12 protein-coding genes are annotated in these 16,571 nt (G+C 64.1%); 9 read left to right on the top strand and 3 right to left on the bottom strand.

The features are described 5' to 3' along the window. Nucleotides 1-23 precede the first annotated feature (23 nt). Complete coding sequence (locus FRZ40_RS23470; protein ID WP_147235753.1) at nt 24-1,427, top strand: MFS transporter; 1,404 nt, start codon at nt 24-26, stop codon at nt 1,425-1,427. Between the two features lie 234 nt (nt 1,428-1,661). Then, nucleotides 1,662-3,263, top strand: coding sequence for a peptide chain release factor 3 (locus FRZ40_RS23465; RefSeq protein ID WP_028369614.1), 1,602 nt, complete (start codon nt 1,662-1,664; stop codon nt 3,261-3,263). A 793-nt stretch (nt 3,264-4,056) separates the two neighbouring features. Here FRZ40_RS23465 and FRZ40_RS23460 read toward each other — a convergent pair. Then, entirely contained in the window at nt 4,057-4,926 is an 870-nt protein-coding gene (locus tag FRZ40_RS23460) for a LysR family transcriptional regulator (protein ID WP_147235752.1), read from the bottom strand. 344 nt (nt 4,927-5,270) lie between these two features. Here FRZ40_RS23460 and FRZ40_RS23455 point away from each other — a divergent pair, with 344 nt between their 5' ends. Beyond that, entirely contained in the window at nt 5,271-7,694 is a 2,424-nt protein-coding gene (locus tag FRZ40_RS23455) for a bifunctional acetate--CoA ligase family protein/GNAT family N-acetyltransferase (RefSeq protein WP_147235751.1), read from the top strand. A gap of 29 nt (nt 7,695-7,723) precedes the next feature. Here FRZ40_RS23455 and FRZ40_RS23450 read toward each other — a convergent pair whose 3' ends face one another. Together FRZ40_RS23450 and FRZ40_RS23445 are read right to left on the bottom strand one after the other, a co-directional pair. Then, complete coding sequence (locus FRZ40_RS23450; protein WP_147235750.1) at nt 7,724-8,266, bottom strand: hypothetical protein; 543 nt, start codon at nt 8,264-8,266, stop codon at nt 7,724-7,726. 940 nt (nt 8,267-9,206) lie between these two features. Then, the gene (locus FRZ40_RS23445) at nt 9,207-9,983 is read right to left on the bottom strand and encodes an IclR family transcriptional regulator (protein WP_147236767.1); all 777 of its coding nucleotides are present in this window, start codon (nt 9,981-9,983) and stop codon (nt 9,207-9,209) included. Between the two features lie 273 nt (nt 9,984-10,256). On the opposite strand from FRZ40_RS23445, the gene FRZ40_RS23440 reads away from it, so the two are divergent. Genes FRZ40_RS23440 through FRZ40_RS23415 form a run of 6 tightly spaced genes read left to right on the top strand, consistent with a single transcriptional unit; the run spans nt 10,257 to nt 16,558 of the window. Then, on the top strand, nt 10,257-11,306 hold the full coding sequence (locus FRZ40_RS23440) for a sugar ABC transporter substrate-binding protein (protein WP_147235749.1): 1,050 nt from the start codon (nt 10,257-10,259) through the stop codon (nt 11,304-11,306). Further along, a complete protein-coding gene (locus FRZ40_RS23435; protein WP_147235748.1) occupies nt 11,303-12,841 on the top strand; it encodes a sugar ABC transporter ATP-binding protein in 1,539 nt (512 codons plus the stop codon). The genes FRZ40_RS23440 and FRZ40_RS23435 overlap by 4 nt, the downstream gene beginning before the upstream one ends. Next, a complete protein-coding gene (locus tag FRZ40_RS23430) occupies nt 12,831-13,856 on the top strand; it encodes an ABC transporter permease (RefSeq protein ID WP_147235747.1) in 1,026 nt (341 codons plus the stop codon). Before FRZ40_RS23435 ends, FRZ40_RS23430 begins: the two co-directional genes overlap by 11 nt. Before the next feature lies 1 nt (nt 13,857). Beyond that, entirely contained in the window at nt 13,858-14,166 is a 309-nt protein-coding gene (locus tag FRZ40_RS23425) for a UxaA family hydrolase (RefSeq protein WP_035544269.1), read from the top strand. A 15-nt stretch (nt 14,167-14,181) separates the two neighbouring features. Then, nucleotides 14,182-15,489, top strand: a complete 1,308-nt coding sequence (locus tag FRZ40_RS23420) for a UxaA family hydrolase (RefSeq protein ID WP_147235746.1) — start codon at nt 14,182-14,184, stop codon at nt 15,487-15,489. A 28-nt stretch (nt 15,490-15,517) separates the two neighbouring features. Beyond that, nucleotides 15,518-16,558: an aldo/keto reductase gene (locus tag FRZ40_RS23415; RefSeq protein WP_147235745.1), complete on the top strand. Its 1,041-nt coding sequence runs from the start codon at nt 15,518-15,520 to the stop codon at nt 16,556-16,558. Nucleotides 16,559-16,571: the final 13 nt, after the last annotated feature.

Genomic DNA, 16,571 nt, shown 5'->3' with positions numbered 1-16,571 from the left:
CGCGACATAACGAAGGAGACATCTTGAGCGATCAAGACCTGCTCGCGCGGCCGTCCGGCCTCGCGTCCTCATCCCCGCGCGTCGTCGCGCCGGCCCACGCACAGCGCGCCGGCGCCAACACCGTCTCGCTCGACGACGTTCCGCTCAACGGCTTTCATATCAAGATCGCCGGGCTCACGTTCGGCGCGCACTTCACGGAAGGCTATGCGCTCGGCACGATCGGCTATGCGCTCGCGACGCTCAACAAGCAGATGCCGCTCGATGCTTTCTGGCAAGGCATGATCGGCAGCTCGGCGCTGATGGGCATTTTCGTCGGCAGCCTGATATTCGGCTGGCTGTCGGACCGCACGGGCCGCCAGCGCATTTTCCTGTTGAGCTTTCTGATCATCACGCTCGCGGCGTTCGCGCAGTTCTATGTGTCGTCGCCCGCAATGCTGTGCGCGTTGCGCGTACTGATCGGCTTCGGCATGGGTGGCGATTTCGCCGTCGGTCACGCGATCCTCGCGGAGTTTTCGCCGCGCAAGCATCGTGGCACGCTGCTTGGGTCGTTCAGCGTGATCTGGACGATCGGCTATGTGGTCGCGAACGTGCTCGGCCTGTACTACGCGGACGCTTCGCCCGATGCGTGGCGCTGGCTGCTGGCGTCGGCGGGCGTGCCGGCCCTGGCCGTGCTGTTCCTGCGGATCGGCACGCCGGAGTCGCCGCGCTGGCTGCACGGCAAGGGACGCATCGACGAAGCAAAAGCCGTCGTGCTGAAGTACTTCGGCCCGAACGTGACGCTCGACGGCGCGCACGACGACCCTGCGCACAGTGGACACGGCGGCTTTGCGCGGCTGTTCCAGCGCGATCTGATCCGCCGCACGGTCTTCAACTGCGCGTTCTTCGTGTGCCTCGTGATTCCGTACTTCGCGATCTACACGTTCCTGCCGTCGATCCTGAAAGCGATTCATCTCGACAACGGCTCGGGTGCGGACTTCCTGCTCAACGGCTTTCTCGTGGTCGGCGCGCTGCTCGGCATCTGGCTGACGATCGCGCTGTCGCGCCGCGCGTTCCTGATCGGCTCGTTTGCGGTGACGTGCATGTCGCTGTTCGCGCTCGCCGTGCTGCCGGAATCGGCGGCGCTGTGGGTGATCGTTGCGTTCGCGGTGTTCACGTTGACGATGTCGGCGTTCTCGAACCTCGTCGGCGTGTTTCCGCCCGAGTGTTTTCCGACGGAAGTGCGCGCATGCGGCGTCGGACTGGCGATCGCGTGCAGCCGCCTGGGTTCGGCTGTCGGCACGTTTCTGCTGCCGCTCGGCATCGCGCAACTCGGGTTTCATTCGACGATGTTCGCGCTGTCCGCCGTGCTGCTGGTCGGCATGATCGTGTCGATTGCGTGGGCGCCTGAAACGAAACATCTGACGTTGAATCAGGCGAGCGGCGCGTAGCTCGTCGCGTTTCGTCTCTTCGGCTGAAGCCCGAAGCGCCCTCGATGGGTGCTTCGGGCTTTTTTCATTCGGGCGAGCCCGACTCGGCCGCTATACTTATAGGTTGCTCCGGCACGTGTATCATCGCGGCTTCGCCGGTTTTTACGGGCCTGTCAGGCATGTCGCCGCGCCCGGTTGCCGTTTCGCCGCCCATTCGCCCGCTGCGCGGGGCGTGCGCCATGACCCCAATTGCCAATGTCAGTCTCCGAACTCAAACGCCGCCGCACGTTCGCGGTCATTTCCCACCCGGACGCGGGTAAAACCACGCTCACCGAAAAGCTGCTGCTGTTTTCGGGCGCGATCCAGATCGCGGGTACCGTGAAGGGCCGTAAGAGCAACCGCTACGCGACGTCCGACTGGATGGAAATCGAAAAGCAGCGCGGCATTTCGGTCGCGAGTTCGGTGATGCAGTTCGAGTACGGCGACTGCGTGATCAATCTGCTCGACACGCCGGGCCACGAGGACTTCTCGGAAGACACGTACCGCGTGCTGACGGCCGTCGATGCCGCCGTGATGGTGATCGACGGCGCGAACGGCGTCGAAGCGCAGACGCTCAAGCTGCTCGAAGTGTGCCGCAGCCGCAAGACGCCGATCGTCACGTTCATCAACAAGCTCGACCGCGAAGTGCGCGAGCCGCTCGATCTGCTCGACGAAATCGAGCAGCACCTGGGCGTGTCGGCCGTGCCGTTCACCTGGCCGATCGGCATGGGCAAGGACTTTCAGGGCGTCTACGACATCCAGAACGATCAGGTGCGCGTGTTCCGCGCGGGGCAGGACACGCTCGGCGGCGCGGTCGAAACGATCCAGGCGCTTGGCGACGAGGAAGGCGAGCGCCGCTTTGGCCATGCTTGGGTGCGCGCGAAGGAAGAAATCGACCTGATCACGGGCGCGACGCCGACGTTCGATCGCGACGAATTTCTCGCGGGCCAGCAGTCGCCCGTGCTGTTCGGTTCGGCGATCAACAACTTCGGCGTGAAAGAAATTCTCGACGCGCTCGTCGATCTCGCGCCGCCGCCGTCTGCGCGCCTGACGGTGCAGCGTCCCGTGCAGCCGGACGAGCCGAAGTTCACGGGTGTCGTGTTCAAGGTGCAGGCGAACATGGACCTGGCGCACCGCGACCGCGTCGCGTTCATCCGCGTGTGCTCGGGGCGTTTCGAGCGCGGCATGGCGCTGAAGGTCACGCGCAACAACAAGACGTTCCGCGCGAACAACGTGGTGACGTTCCTGTCGCAGCGCCGCGAGACGGTCAGCGAGGCGTATGCGGGCGATATCATCGGCATCCCGAATCACGGCACGCTGAGCCTCGGCGACACGCTGACGGAAGGCGAACTGCTGCAATTCGTCGGCCTGCCGTTCTTCGCGCCGGAAATCTTCCAGACGGTCGAAGTGGTCGATCCGATGCGTTCCAAGCAGCTCGGCGAAGCGCTGAAGCAGCTGGGCGAAGAAGGCGCGATTCAGGTGTTCAAGCCGGTCGTTGGCGGATTGACGATTCTCGGCGCTGTTGGGCAGCTGCAGTTCGAAGTGGTGTCGCATCGGTTGTCGACCGAATATAAGGTCGACGTGAGGATGGGGCCTGCGCGGTATCGGATGTCACGGTGGGTCACTTGCGATGATGCCGCTGAATTGCGGCGGTTCTGCGATTCTTACGCTCCGCGGATTGCCTATGATGCGGCTGATGCGCCGACTTATCTCGCTTCTCATGTCTCTGAGATCGAGGTTGCTCAGAAGGCCTGGCCCAAGATTGTGTTTAATGAGCTGCGCGAGCATTCGGGGGCGCCGTTCAGGAAGGCAATGTAGGTTTTTTTGTCTGCGACGCTAGTCGCCATTCCTTGCTTTTTGTTTTTTCTTCGCTGGCATCCGCGATTTCGTGGGTCGCATCCGCGATTTCGTATCGGTGCCTCACGCGTCGCCCCTGTGCGGGGCGGCACCTACTTTTCTTTGCAGCGGCAAAGAAAAGTAGGCAAAAGAAAGCCGCTCACCCCGCCAATCCTTGTATTTGCCTGCGGGCCCCCACGGGTCCCGCACTCCAGACGGCAACACGTTATTTCACGCCCGTTGCCAGCGTGCTAACCAAGCGCATACCCCTCTCCAGTCTCCCGTAGCGCAGCCAGCGGCAGCGAACCGTCTGCGCCGCCCAGGTGGCAAACTGTGTGTAGCTTGTCGCACCTGACGCGTTCGCGCTCCTACGACACCGATCCCGTTTTTCAGTCCGGAGTGGTGCACTTCCATCGCGACGGCCTACACACAGTTTGCCACCTGGGCGGCCGTGGACTTCCTGGTAACGCATGCGTGACGCGGGATTGTGAAGTGGGGGATGCGAATCCAGGAGCGCTGGCAACGGGCATTGAATGGCTTGATGCCGCGTGGAGTGCGGGACCCGTGGGGGGCCCGCAGGCAATGACTAGCATTAGCGGTGTTAGCCCGCTTTCTTTGCTTACTTTCTTTGCGGCGGCAAAGAAAGTAAGTGCCGCCCCGCACAGGGGCGACGCCTGAAGCACGGATACGAATTCGCGGATGCCAGCGCAGCAAAAGCGAAAAGCGAAAAGCGAAAAACCAGGAACGGCGACTGCGTCGCAGACAAAAAACACCGTCAACCCATCCCCAAAACCTGCTCCCGCATCCACCCAGCAAAAGCCTGCACATGCTCGAGCCCGGCATGCCGCGCGGCGATATCAAGCCAATACCCATAGGGGCCATTAACCTCGACATCAGACATAGGCGCAAGGCTGCCTTCAGCCAGTTCCTCAACGATCATATTCCGATCGACGATCGCCAATCCGGCGCCCTTGCGCGCCGCATGAATCGCCTGTTCCAGCGTCGAAAACTCGATCCCGTTCTCGCCATACCGCGCAGGTAAGCCAGCCTTATCGAGCCAATCCGGCCAAAGATTCAACCGCGCATCGTTATGCAGCACATGCAGTGCAGGCAGCGTCTCCAGCAACTTAACCAGCGCCTCGCCGCCAAACCGCGGCGAACCAACCAGCGTATGCCGCTCGATCATCAGCAACTCGGAATGCGCATCGGGCAACGCGTCGCGGCCGAAGCGGATGTTGCAGTGGCAGTCGTCGGTGGGTTCCGTGCGCACGGACAACTCGACGTCCGGCAACTCGACCGCAAGCGAGCCGAGCCGCGGCGAAAACCACTGCGTGGCGAAAGTCGGCGGCACCGATAACACCAGGCGCCGGCGGCCCTTCGCCGTCGTGACCTGGCGCGTGCCGCGCTCAAGCGTATCGAATGCTTCGGATACGCACGGCAGCAACTGCTGGCCAGCCTTCGTCAGCCGGATGCCCTTGTGATCGCGCTCGAAAAGCTTCGCCCCAAGCGACTCCTCGAGAATCTTGATCTGTCGGCTTACGGCGCCCTGCGTGACGCACAGCGCGACGGCCGCACGGTTGAAACTCATATGCCGCGCCGTCTCTTCGAAAAAACGCAACGCGATCAGCGAGGGCAAACGCCGCATAAATCTTCCTTCAGTCACATCTTCTTTTCTGACTCGCCTTCGGCCGGTGGCCGGCGAGTGCGCTCCCGTGCATCGACATGCGAAACATTACCGCGCCGCCCGTCGAACCGCGGCGGGAAGCGGCGCCGCGAGCCGTGGGGCGATTCTACATGCTGCGCCAGGCCCGGCGTGCCCAGACGGTGGGAACCATGCGCTAACATCAGATGGAAAGCGGCAGGCGGCGCAGCGTTCGGGCTGACATCGCGGCGACCCCGCTCATCGCCTATCCTGATGACTGATGAAACCGCGTGTCCCGCGTGCATACAGTGCCAAGGGCGCGCACTCACCTCATTCGCGGAGCGCCCGTGACCGTACGCAATCTCGACGCGTTGTTTCGCCCGAAATCCGTCGCCGTGATCGGCGCCTCGAACCGCCCGGGCAGCACGGGCGCGATGGTCTGGAAGCGGCTGATCGAAGGCGGCTTCGACGGCCCCATGTGGGCCGTCAATCCGACGTACGACATGCTCGACGGCCACGCGTGCGTCGGCAATGCGGGCGATCTGCCCGACGCGCCGACCGTCGCGATCGTCTGCACGCCGCCGTCGACGTGGCCCGGCATCGTCCATACGCTCGGCGGGCGCGGCACGCGCGCGGCGATCATCGTCGGCGAAGTGCGTGGCGAAGAAGGTCGCGCCGATGTGCGCCACACGCTCGCGGCCGCGCGGCCGCATCTGCTGCGCATTGTCGGGCCGGGCAGCCTCGGCATCGTGACGCCCGCGCTCAAGGCGCATCTCGGCGCGCCGTCCGTGACGGTGCGCGCGGGTGGCGTCGCGTGGGTATCGCAGTCGAACGCGCTGACGAACGCCGTGCTCGGCTGGGCGCATGCGCGCGGCCTCGGTTTCTCGCACGCGGTCGCGCTCGGCGAAGAAGCCGACGTCGATGCCGGCGACGTGCTCGACTATCTGGCGAGCGATCCGGGCACGCGCGCGATCCTGCTCGAAGTGGATTCCGTGAAGGCGGCGCGCAAGTTCATGTCGGCGGCGCGGGCGGCGGCGCGCAACAAGCCGGTGCTGGCGCTGCGCTCGGGCCGCAGCGATCCCGACGACGCGCTCTACACGGCCGCCTTCCGCCGGGCGGGCATGGTGCGCGTCGATGCCCTCGACGATCTGCTCGACGAAATCGAAACGCTTGGCGTGGGCCGCGTTGCGGCGGGTGCGACGGCGACGCTGATCACGAGCGACCGCGGCGTCGCGACGCTTGCCACCGACGCTTTCAAGGCGGCCGGCGATACGCTCGCGCCGTGCCCGTCAGGCGCCGTCGATGCGCTCGCGCAGGCGTTGCCGCGCGCCATACCGGGCAATCCGCTGTTGCTCGGCAGCGACGCGCGCGCCGAACATTTCGGCACGGCGCTCAAGGTGCTGGCCGACCAGCGTTCGACGGGCACGGCTTTTGTCGTGCATGCGTCGACGCACAGCGCGCCTGTCGAGGAAGTCGCGCAGGCGCTGATCGCGAATCAGCGCTACGCGTATCGCGGGTTGCTCGCATGCTTTTTCGGCGGCGTGAAGCGCGAGACGCGCGATGCGCTGCATGAGCACGGCATCCCCGTGCACACCACGCCGCAGCGGCTCGCTCGCGCGTTCGAGCGTCTGGTCGAATATCGCCTTGTGCACGAGCTGCTGATGCAGACGCCGGAAGGCCAGCCCGCGCGCGTGCCCGCATCGATCGATGCCGCGCAGGCGCAGGCGTGCGCGGCGCTGTCGTCGGGCGTGACGGAACTCGAAGGCGACGACGCGGCGCGGCTGCTCGCGTACTTCGGCCTTCGCACGATCCCGGACGATGCGCGCGAGCAGGCCGTCGTCGATATTGCCATCGAACTGCGCGACGACGACAACTTCGGCCCTGTGTTCCGCTTCACCGCGCCGCCCGAGCACGACGAAGCGCGGCCGATGTGCGTGTTCGGTCTGCCGCCGCTGAATCCCGTACTGTCACGCGACATCCTGTCGAACTCGGCGTACTTTCGCGAGGTCGCGCCCGAGCCCGTGCTGGGCGCGTTCACGGCGATTTCGCAGGCGGTGTCGGAGATACGCGAGATCGTGTCGCTGAAGCTCGCGTTGCGCGTGATGAAGAACGGCGCGGCGATCGTCGCGCCGCGTCTGCGGCTGTCGGCGAGCCGCACGCGCTTCGCGATCATGCCGTATCCGCGGCGCTACGAAGAAACGCTCGACTGGCGCGGCCAGCGCATCACGGTGCGGCCGATTCGTCCCGAAGACGAGGCGGCGCATCGCGAGTTCGTCGAATCGATGACGCCCGACGATCTGCGCCTGCGCTTTTTCGGCGCGGTCGGCAGCTTCGATCATTCGCAGCTCGCGCGGATGACGCAGATCGACTACGACCGCGAAATGGCGCTGATCGCGACGACGCAGAACGACGACGGTTCGATACGCACGCTCGGCGTGGTGCGCGCAGTCGCGGACCCCGACAACGAAACGGCCGAGTTTGCGATGGCCGTGCGTTCGGATCAGAAGGGCAAAGGGCTAGGGCGTCTGTTGATGGAACGGATCATCGCGTACGCGCGGGCGCGCGGCACGCACTGGATCGTTGGCGAGGCGCTGCGCGAAAACTCGGCGATGATCGGCCTCGCGACGGCCGTCGGTTTCACGACGGCGCGCACCGAGGATCCGGGCGTCGTCGGCTTCAGGATGGCGCTCGACCAGCCGGACGACGGCAAACAAAAAGGCGGCGCACCGGGGTTTGGTGCGTCGCCTGCATGTTCTGCCAATACGCGCTAGTTCGCGGCTGGATGTACGGCTGAAGGCGCTCAGGCTGCGAGTTTTGCCGAGGCGGCATCCACTTGTTCACGCGAGACGGCGAGTTCGTCGAGCCACTCGGGGGCATACGTTGCGCCCGTTTCGCGTTCGAGACGCGCGATGGTCGCGGCGCAGCGCATGGTGTCCTTGGGCGTCGCGATGAACGATTTCACTGATTGGCCTGCCGTGAAGGCTTCGAAGAGCGGCACGCGCACTTCGTCGGGCAGCGCGCGGGTCCATTGATACGGCTTGCCGTTGAAGGTCACGGTCGGCGGGAGCACGCGCTCTTTCTTTGCGGCCGGGATCAGGCCGAAGTTGCGGGCGGCGTCGCCGATCTGATCGGCGGAAAAGAGCTCGTCGGGCGTGATGTCGAACTGCGCGATGAAGGTTTCGATCTGCTTCATCGCGGCGGCGCGGTCATCGCGCTTTTGCTGCGCGCGGGAGACGATTTCGCGGAGTTCGTCGGCTTCTTCGCTGGAGATGGTGAAGCTTGCCTGCTTTTGCTGGAGTTCGGAGAAACGCTGGAATTCGAGGTCGGAGAGGAGTTTTGCCATGTCGATTGCGCGTGGGCGCAAAGTGCTTTTTTGCGAGGGGCCGTTATTTTAGCTGATCGGATTTGTTTGCGACGCTAGTCGCTGTTCTTTGCTTTTTTGCTTTTTGATTTTTGCTGCGCTGGCATCCGCGGTTTGGCTTTCGCTGGCATCCGCGAATTCGTATCCGTGCTTCATGCGTCGCCCCTGTGCGGGGCGGCACTTACTTTCTTTGCCGCCGCAAAGAAAGTAAGCAAAGAAAGCGGGCTAACCCCGCCAGTGCTAGTGGTTGCCTGCGGGCCCCCCACGGGTCCCGCACTCCAGACGGCATCAAGCTATTCAATGCCCGTTGCCAGCGCTCCTGGATTCGCATCCCCCACTTCACAATCCCGCGTCACGCATGCGTTACTAGGAAGTCCACGGCGGCCCAGGTGGCAAACTGTGTGTAGGCTGTCGCGATGGAAGTGCACCACTCCGGACGGAAAAACGGGATCGGTGTCGTAGGAGCGCGAACGCGTAAGGTGCGACAACCTACACACAGTTTGCCACCTGGGCGGCGCAGACGGTTCGCTGCCGCTGGCTGCGCTACGGGAGACTGGAGAGGGGTATGCGCTTGGTAAGCACGCTGGCAACGGGCGTGAAATAACGTGTTGCCGTCTGGAGTGCGGGACCCGTAGGGGCCCGCAGGCAAACACAAGAATTAGCGGTGTGAGCGGCTTTCTTTTGCCTACTTTTCTTTGCCGCGGCAAAGAAAAGTAGGTGCCGCCCCGCACAGGGGCAACGCGTGAGGCACCGATACGAAATCGCGGATGCCAGCGCAGCAAATCGCGGATGCCAGCGCAGCAAATCGCGGATGCCAGCGAAAGCCAAACCGCGGATGCCAGCGCAGCAAAACCCGGATGCCAGCGCAGCAAACCACGGATGCAATCAAAACCCGGCTGCCAGCGAAGAAAAACCAGCAAACTCAATCCCCCATCGACAACGCAGCAACTACCTCCCGCAACATCCCGGTCACCTCATCGAGCGAAGGCGCAACATACTCATCGATCCGCTTAAGAAAAGGACAGGTCATCGCCGCAACAGCCTGACCCGAAGCGGTCAACAAAGGAAACGTCAAGTCGGTAACACCAAAAATCTGCTGACTATCCTTCTGCGAAAAGCCCGCCGCACGAATCGCCGCGCAAGCGGCCTCAAGCGCATCGTGATCGATGGTCACTTCGCCCTTCACCTTCGTATGCTCAGCAAGCATATGCTCGCGCTGCTCGTAAGTCTGAAACGCCAGCATCGTGCGCCCCGAACTCGTGTCGATCAAACCCACCCGCGAGCCGAGCCGCACCGAAATCCCCCACGTCCCAGGCCCGTCCACCTGCGCAATCACCAGCAAATTGCCGCGGTCATAGACGGCTAGATGACACGACTGCTCAGCATCAGCAGCGAACCGCTGCATCAGCGGCAACGCCTCGGCAATCAGCCGGTTCATCGGCGGATGCCGATGCGCAAGCGCATACAGCTTCAGGCTCAGCGAATAGCGATCGCCCCCCGCCGAACGCACCACGTACTGACGCGCCACCAGCCGCTCCAGCATCCGGTACATCTCGCTCGCGTTGCGCCCCAATAGCTTCGTAATCTCGGCGCGCGTCAGGCCGCTCTTCTGCTCGGCAAGCAACTCAAGTATGTCGAGTCCCTTGTCGAGCGCAGGCGCGCGATAACGGTCGGCGTCGTCCTTCTCTTCCACGTCCATCGTCAGCAGTCGGTTGGTAATTGGCTTTCGCATCGATTATCGGCCGTCAAAGGACTGTCACACAGGGCACCACGCTCCAGGGAAAACACCCACGCCCATCACGTTGACTTGTTTAAGTTCGCATATGAATAATACGTTCATTGGTGAATGCATGCACCAATACCCATAAGAAAGAAAGCGAAGGTCGATGTACCCGGTTCGCCGGTTCCTCTTCCCACAACGCAGACCGCGCCCGACGCCAGCGTGCAAGGCAGGTCGCCATTGGAGACAAGCATGGGTTTCGCCAAGGAGCCGCGCGCGGCTCGCCGTTTCGTTCAGGGTGCATTGACGGCCGCCGTGGCCGCCGCGTGCGTGGCCGGCATCGGTTTCAGCACGGCCGCGCAGGCCGCCGACTCGTCCAGGGTCGGTCTCGGCCTGCCGCTCCTCACGTCGCCGTTCTGGCAGTCGTACAACAACTACCTGCCGAAGTACGCGAAGGAAATGGGCATCGACATCCTCGCGCCCGTCAATTCGAACAACGACCCCGCGCAGCAGATCACCGACATGAACAACATGGTGAATCTCGGCGCGAAAGGCATCGTGGTCGGACCGATCGATTCGGCCGCGATCAGCCGCGCGCTCGATTCGGCATCGGCGAAAGACGTGAAGGTCGTCGCCGTCGATGTCGCGCCGACGCAAGGCAAGGTCGCGATGGTCGTGCGCGCCGACAACCGCGCGTACGGCACGAATGCGTGCAAATACATCGGCGAGCACGTGAAGTCGGGCAAGGTCGTGCAGATCATGGGCGATCTGGCGTCCGTCAACGGCCGCGACCGTTCGGAAGCATTCCGCGCGTGTCTGAAGAACTATCCGGCGCTGTCGCTGCTTGAAATTCCCGCAGGCTGGAAGGGCGACGTCGCGGCGAGTTCGCTCGACAGTCTGCTCACCGCGAATGCCGACGTGAAGGCGATCTACATGCAGGCGGGCGGCGTCTATCTGTCGCCGACGCTGCAGACGCTGCGCCGCAAGCAGATGCTGTTTCCCGCCGGCGACGCGAAGCACGTCGTGATCGTCAGCAACGACGGCATCCCGCAGGAATTCGACGCGATCCGCAAGGGCGAAATCGACGCGACCATTTCGCAGCCCGCCGATCTCTACGCGAAGTACGGCCTCTACTACATGAAGGCGGCGCTCGCGGGACAGACGTTCAAGCCGGGTCCGACCGATCACGGCAGCAACATCGTCCAGTTGCAGCCGGGCGTGCTCGAAGATCAGCTGCCCGCGCCGCTCGTGACGAAGGCGAATGTCGACGACAAGAACCTCTGGGGCAATACACTCAAATGAGCGCTGAAACGACCGTCGACGCGAACCCATCCACGCGCGCGGTCGTCGAAGCGCTTGGCGTCGGCAAGCGCTTCGGCAGCCACGCGGCGCTGAGAGACGTGAGCATGCGCGTGATGCCCGGCGAGTCGCATGCGCTCGTCGGGCGCAACGGCGCGGGCAAATCGACGCTTGTGTCGATCCTCACCGGCTTGCGCAAGCCTGATACGGGCGACGTGCGCTTCGGCGGCGAAGCAGCGCCGCCGATCGCCGACCGCGATGCGTGGCGCGAACGCGTCGCGTGCGTCTATCAGCATTCGACCATCATCCGCGAGCTGTCCGTCGCCGAGAATCTGTTCATCAACCGGCAGCAAACGCGCAACGGCGTGATCGACTGGCGCGCAATGCGCCGCGATGCGCGCGCGCTGCTCGATCACTGGAAGATCGACGTGCGCGAAGACGCGCGCGCGGGCGATCTCTCCGTCGAAGCCCGTCAGCTCGTCGAGATCGCGCGGGCGCTGTCGTATGGCGCGCGCTTCATCATTCTCGACGAGCCGACGGCGCAGCTCGACGGCGACGAAATCAAGCGGCTCTTCAAACGTATCGAAGAGTTGCAGCGCGAAGGCGTGACCTTCCTGTTCATCTCGCATCATCTGCAGGAGGTGTATGAGATTTGCCAGGCCGTCACCGTGTTGCGCGATGCGCGGCATATCGTCAGCGCGCCTGTTTCGGCGCTGCCGCGCGACAAGCTGATCGAAGCGATGACGGGCGAGCGCGGCGGTCTGAACGTCACCGATGCCGCGACGCGCGCGCCGTTGCCTCCCAATACGGCCGTCGCGTTGCAGGTCGAAGGACTTGCGGGCGCGGATTACGACCACGTGTCGTTCGAAGTGAAGCGCGGCGAAGTCGTCGGTCTGACGGGCGCGACGAGCAGCGGACGCACGAGCGTTGCGGAAGCGATCGCGGGATTGCGCAAGCCGCAGCGCGGAAGCATCCGTGTGGACGGCGAATCGTTGCCGCCCGGCGACGTGCCCGCTGCATTGAAACGCGGCATCGGCTGCGTGCCGAAAGATCGCCATCACGAAGGACTGGTGCTGACGCAATCGGTCGCGGAAAACGCATCGATGACGATCGCGCGCGTGCTCGGCAAGTTCGGCATTGCGCCGCCCGCGAAGAAGAACGCATTCGGCAAGAAGATGATCGACGCGCTCGGCATTGTCGCGCAAGGACCGGAGCATGCGGTGTCGGGTCTGTCGGGCGGCAATCAGCAGAAGGTGGTGATGGCGCGCGCTTTGGCGACCGATCCCGACGTGCTCGTGCTGATCGACCCGACGGCGGGCGTCGATGTGAAGTCGAAAGAAGCGCTGTTGTCGGTCGTCGATCGCGTGCGCGACGAAGGCAAGGCGGTGATCGTCGCCTCGGGCGAACTCGACGATCTGCGCACCTGCGACCGCGTGCTGGTGATGTTCCGTGGCCGTATCGCGGCCGAATTTCCCGCAGGTTGGGACGACAACGACCTGATCGCATCCGTTGAAGGAGTCAGTCTCCATGAAGAATAGTGTGCCCGCGTTTGCCTCGGCTCAGGGAATGGGCGCAAGCGCCGCGCGTCCGCGCATCGAGTTCGCGCGCCTGCGCGATCTCGCGCTGGTCCCCGCGCTCGCGCTGCTGATCGTGATCGGCGCGTTCGTCAGCCCGAGCTTTCTGACGAAGGCGAATCTGATCAGCGTGCTGGGCGCGTCGGCGGCATTGGCGCTCGTCGTGCTCGCCGAATCGCTGATCGTGCTGACGGGAAAGTTCGATCTTTCGCTCGAATCGACGGTCGGCATTGCACCCGCCATCGGCGCGATGCTCGTGATGCCCGCGGCGTCCGCGGGTTTCGGCTTCGAATGGCCGGCGGCTGCCGGCTTGCTGGCGATCGTCGTGGTCGGTGCGCTGATCGGTTTCATCAACGGCTTTCTCGTCGTGCGGCTGCGGCTGAACGCGTTCATCGTCACGCTCGCGATGCTGATCGTGCTGCGCGGCATGCTGGTCGGCGCGACGAAGGGCGGCACGCTGTTCGACATGCCGCCGTCGTTCTTCGCGCTCGCTACCACCATCGTGCTCGGCCTGCCGCTCTCCGTGTGGCTCGCGGCGATCGCGTTCGGCATCTCCGCATTCATGCTGCGTTATCACCGGCTGGGCCGCGCACTGTATGCGATCGGCGGCAATCCGGAAGCGGCGCGCGCAGCCGGCATCCGCGTCGAGCGCATCACGTGGGGCGTATTCGTGCTCGGCAGCGTGCTGGCGTCGATCGGCGGACTCGTCGTGACGGGCTACGTCGGCGCGATCAACGCGAATCAGGGCAACGGCATGATCTTCACGGTGTTCGCGGCGGCCGTGATCGGCGGCATTTCGCTCGATGGCGGCAAGGGCACGATGCTCGGCGCGCTCTCCGGCGTGCTGCTGCTCGGTGTCGTGCAGAACCTGCTGACGCTCGCACAGGTGCCGTCATTCTGGATTCAGGCGATCTACGGCGCCATCATTCTCGGCTCGCTGATGGTTGCGCGACTTGCCAGCGGCGAAGGACAAAACTGACATGACGGATCACCGCCTCATCCTGCTGAGCCCCGACGACAACTGCCTGATCGCCGCCGCGCGGATCGAAGCGGGCACGCAGATCGAGATCGAAGGCGAGCACGTGACACTCGCGAAGACGATCGAACTTGGCCACAAGCTCGCGCGCCGCGCGTTGCATGCCGATGAAAAGGTGCTGCGCTACGGCGCGGTGATCGGCCACGTAACCGTCGATGTCGCGCGCGGCGAGCATCTGCACACGCACAACCTCGAGAGCGATTACCTGCCGACTTATACGCACGACGCAGGTCACGCATTCGTTCATCACTGAGCGGGGCAAACGAACATGACCGACCTTACCGAAGTAAATGGGACTTCGCCCGCGCTCGAAGGCTATCTGCGCGGCGATGGACGCAAGGGCATCCGCAACGTGGTGGCGGTGGCGTATCTCGTCGAATGCGCGCATCACGTGGCGCGCGAGATCGTCGCGCAGTTTCGTCCATCGCTCGATGCGTTCGACGAGGCTTCTGCGGAGCGCGAACCGCCTGTTCATCTGATCGGCTTTCCCGGCTGCTATCCGAACAGCTACGCCGAAAAGATGATGGAGCAGCTGACGACGCATCCGAACGTCGGCGCGGTGCTGTTTGTCTCGCTGGGTTGCGAGAGCATGAACAAGCACTATCTGGTCGACGTCGTGCGTGCGAGCGGCCGTCCCGTGCATGTGCTGACGATTCAGGAAAAAGGCGGCACGCGCAGCACGATCCAATACGGCGTCGACTGGGTACGCGAAGCGCGCAGCGAAATCGCGAAACAGAAGAAGGTGCCGATGGCGCTCTCCGAACTCGTGATCGGCACGATCTGCGGAGGCTCGGACGGCACCAGCGGCATCACGGCGAATCCCGCCGTGGGCCGCGCGTTCGATCATTTCATCGAACACGACGCGACCTGCATTTTCGAAGAAACGGGCGAGCTGGTCGGCTGCGAGTTCCATATGAAAAGCCGCGCCGCGCGCGGCGATCTCGGCGATGAAATCGTCGCGTGCGTCGCGAAGGCCGCGCGCTATTACTCGATACTCGGTCACGGCAGTTTCGCCGTCGGCAACGCGGACGGCGGGCTGACGACGCAGGAAGAAAAGTCGCTCGGCGCGTATGCGAAGAGCGGCGCGTCGCCGATCGTCGGCATCGTGAAGCCCGGCGACGTGCCGCCGACGGGCGGGCTCTATCTGCTCGACGTCGTGCCCGATGGCGAGCCGCGCTTCGGCTTTCCGAATATCAGCGACAACGCGGAAATCGCCGAACTGATCGCGTGCGGCGCACATGTGATCCTGTTCACGACGGGGCGCGGATCGGTGGTGGGTTCGGCGATTTCGCCCGTCATCAAGGTGTGCGCGAATCCGAACACGTACCGCAATCTGTCGGGCGACATGGATGTCGATGCAGGGCGTATCCTTGAGGCCCGCGCGACGCTCGACGAAGTAGGCCGCGAAGTGTTCGACCTGACGCTCGCCGTTGCGCAGGGCGCGGCGTCGAAATCCGAGTCGCTCGGGCATCAGGAGTTTATTCTTACGTACAAGACGTTCGAGCCGGTCGGGCCCGCGTGCCTGCCTTCGAATGCGGCGCTGCCGCATCGGGTGGTCAGCGTGGCCGCGCAGTGAGTACAGCAAAGAACAGGGGAGCGAGACGATGACGGACGTGGCAGCTTCAAACGTGCGCAAGCGGCGCAGCATCGGACGACGCCCGGTCGAAGTCACGGGCCTCGGTCTCGGCACCGCGCCGCTCGGCGGACTGTATCGCGATCTGTCCGACGAAGAAGCGTTCGGCGCCGTTCAGGCCGCGTGGGATGCGGGCGTGCGTTACTTCGATACCGCGCCTCACTATGGGCACACGAAGGCCGAGCATCGTTTGGGCGATGCGTTGCGGCGTTATCCGCGCAATGAGTTCACGCTGTCGACCAAGGTCGGCCGTCATTACGTGCCGCGCAAGCATCCGTATGACGGCAGCGAAGGCTGGCAAAACCCGCTGCCCTTCGAAGCGATCTACGACTACACGCGCGACGGTATCCTGCGTTCGTTCGAAGACAGCCAGCAGCGTCTGGGCATCGTCGATATCGACATCCTGCTCGTGCACGACATCGGCGTGGCGACGCATGGCGAGCGCAACGCGCATTACTGGCAACAACTCACGCAGGGCGGCGGCTTTCGCGCGCTCGACGATCTGCGTTCACAAGGCGTCGTGAAGGCCGTGGGCCTCGGCGTCAACGAAGGCGCCGCGATTCTCGATGCGATGCGCGACTTCGATATCGACTGCGCGCTGCTCGCGGGCCGCTACACGCTGCTCGAACAGGCCACGCTCGACGACCTCTTGCCCGAATGCGATAAACGCAAGGTCAGCATTCTGCTGGGCGGGGCGTTCAATTCGGGGATTCTCGCGCGCGGCGTCGAAGGCGATCTGAAGTTCAACTACGGCGAGGCGCCGAAGGACGTGATCGAACGCGTCGCGCGTCTCGAAGCCGTGTGCAAGGTGCATGGCGTGCCGCTTGCCGCCGCGGCGCTGCAGTTTCCGTATGCGCATCCCGCTGTCGCCACGGTGCTGACGGGCGCGCGCAACGCGGCCGAACTGCGCGAGAATGTGGCTTCGTTCGACAAGCCGATTACCGCCGAACTCTGGCACGCACTGCGCGATAAAGGGCTGCTCGATACGCGCGCGCCCGTGCCGAAGGACTAGCGGTTCGATCACA

It is taken from the genome of Paraburkholderia azotifigens, from assembly GCF_007995085.1.
Lineage (GTDB): Bacteria > Pseudomonadota > Gammaproteobacteria > Burkholderiales > Burkholderiaceae > Paraburkholderia > Paraburkholderia azotifigens.
Note: the sequence above shows the minus strand (reverse complement) of the source record. Positions and strands in the feature narration are given on the sequence as shown.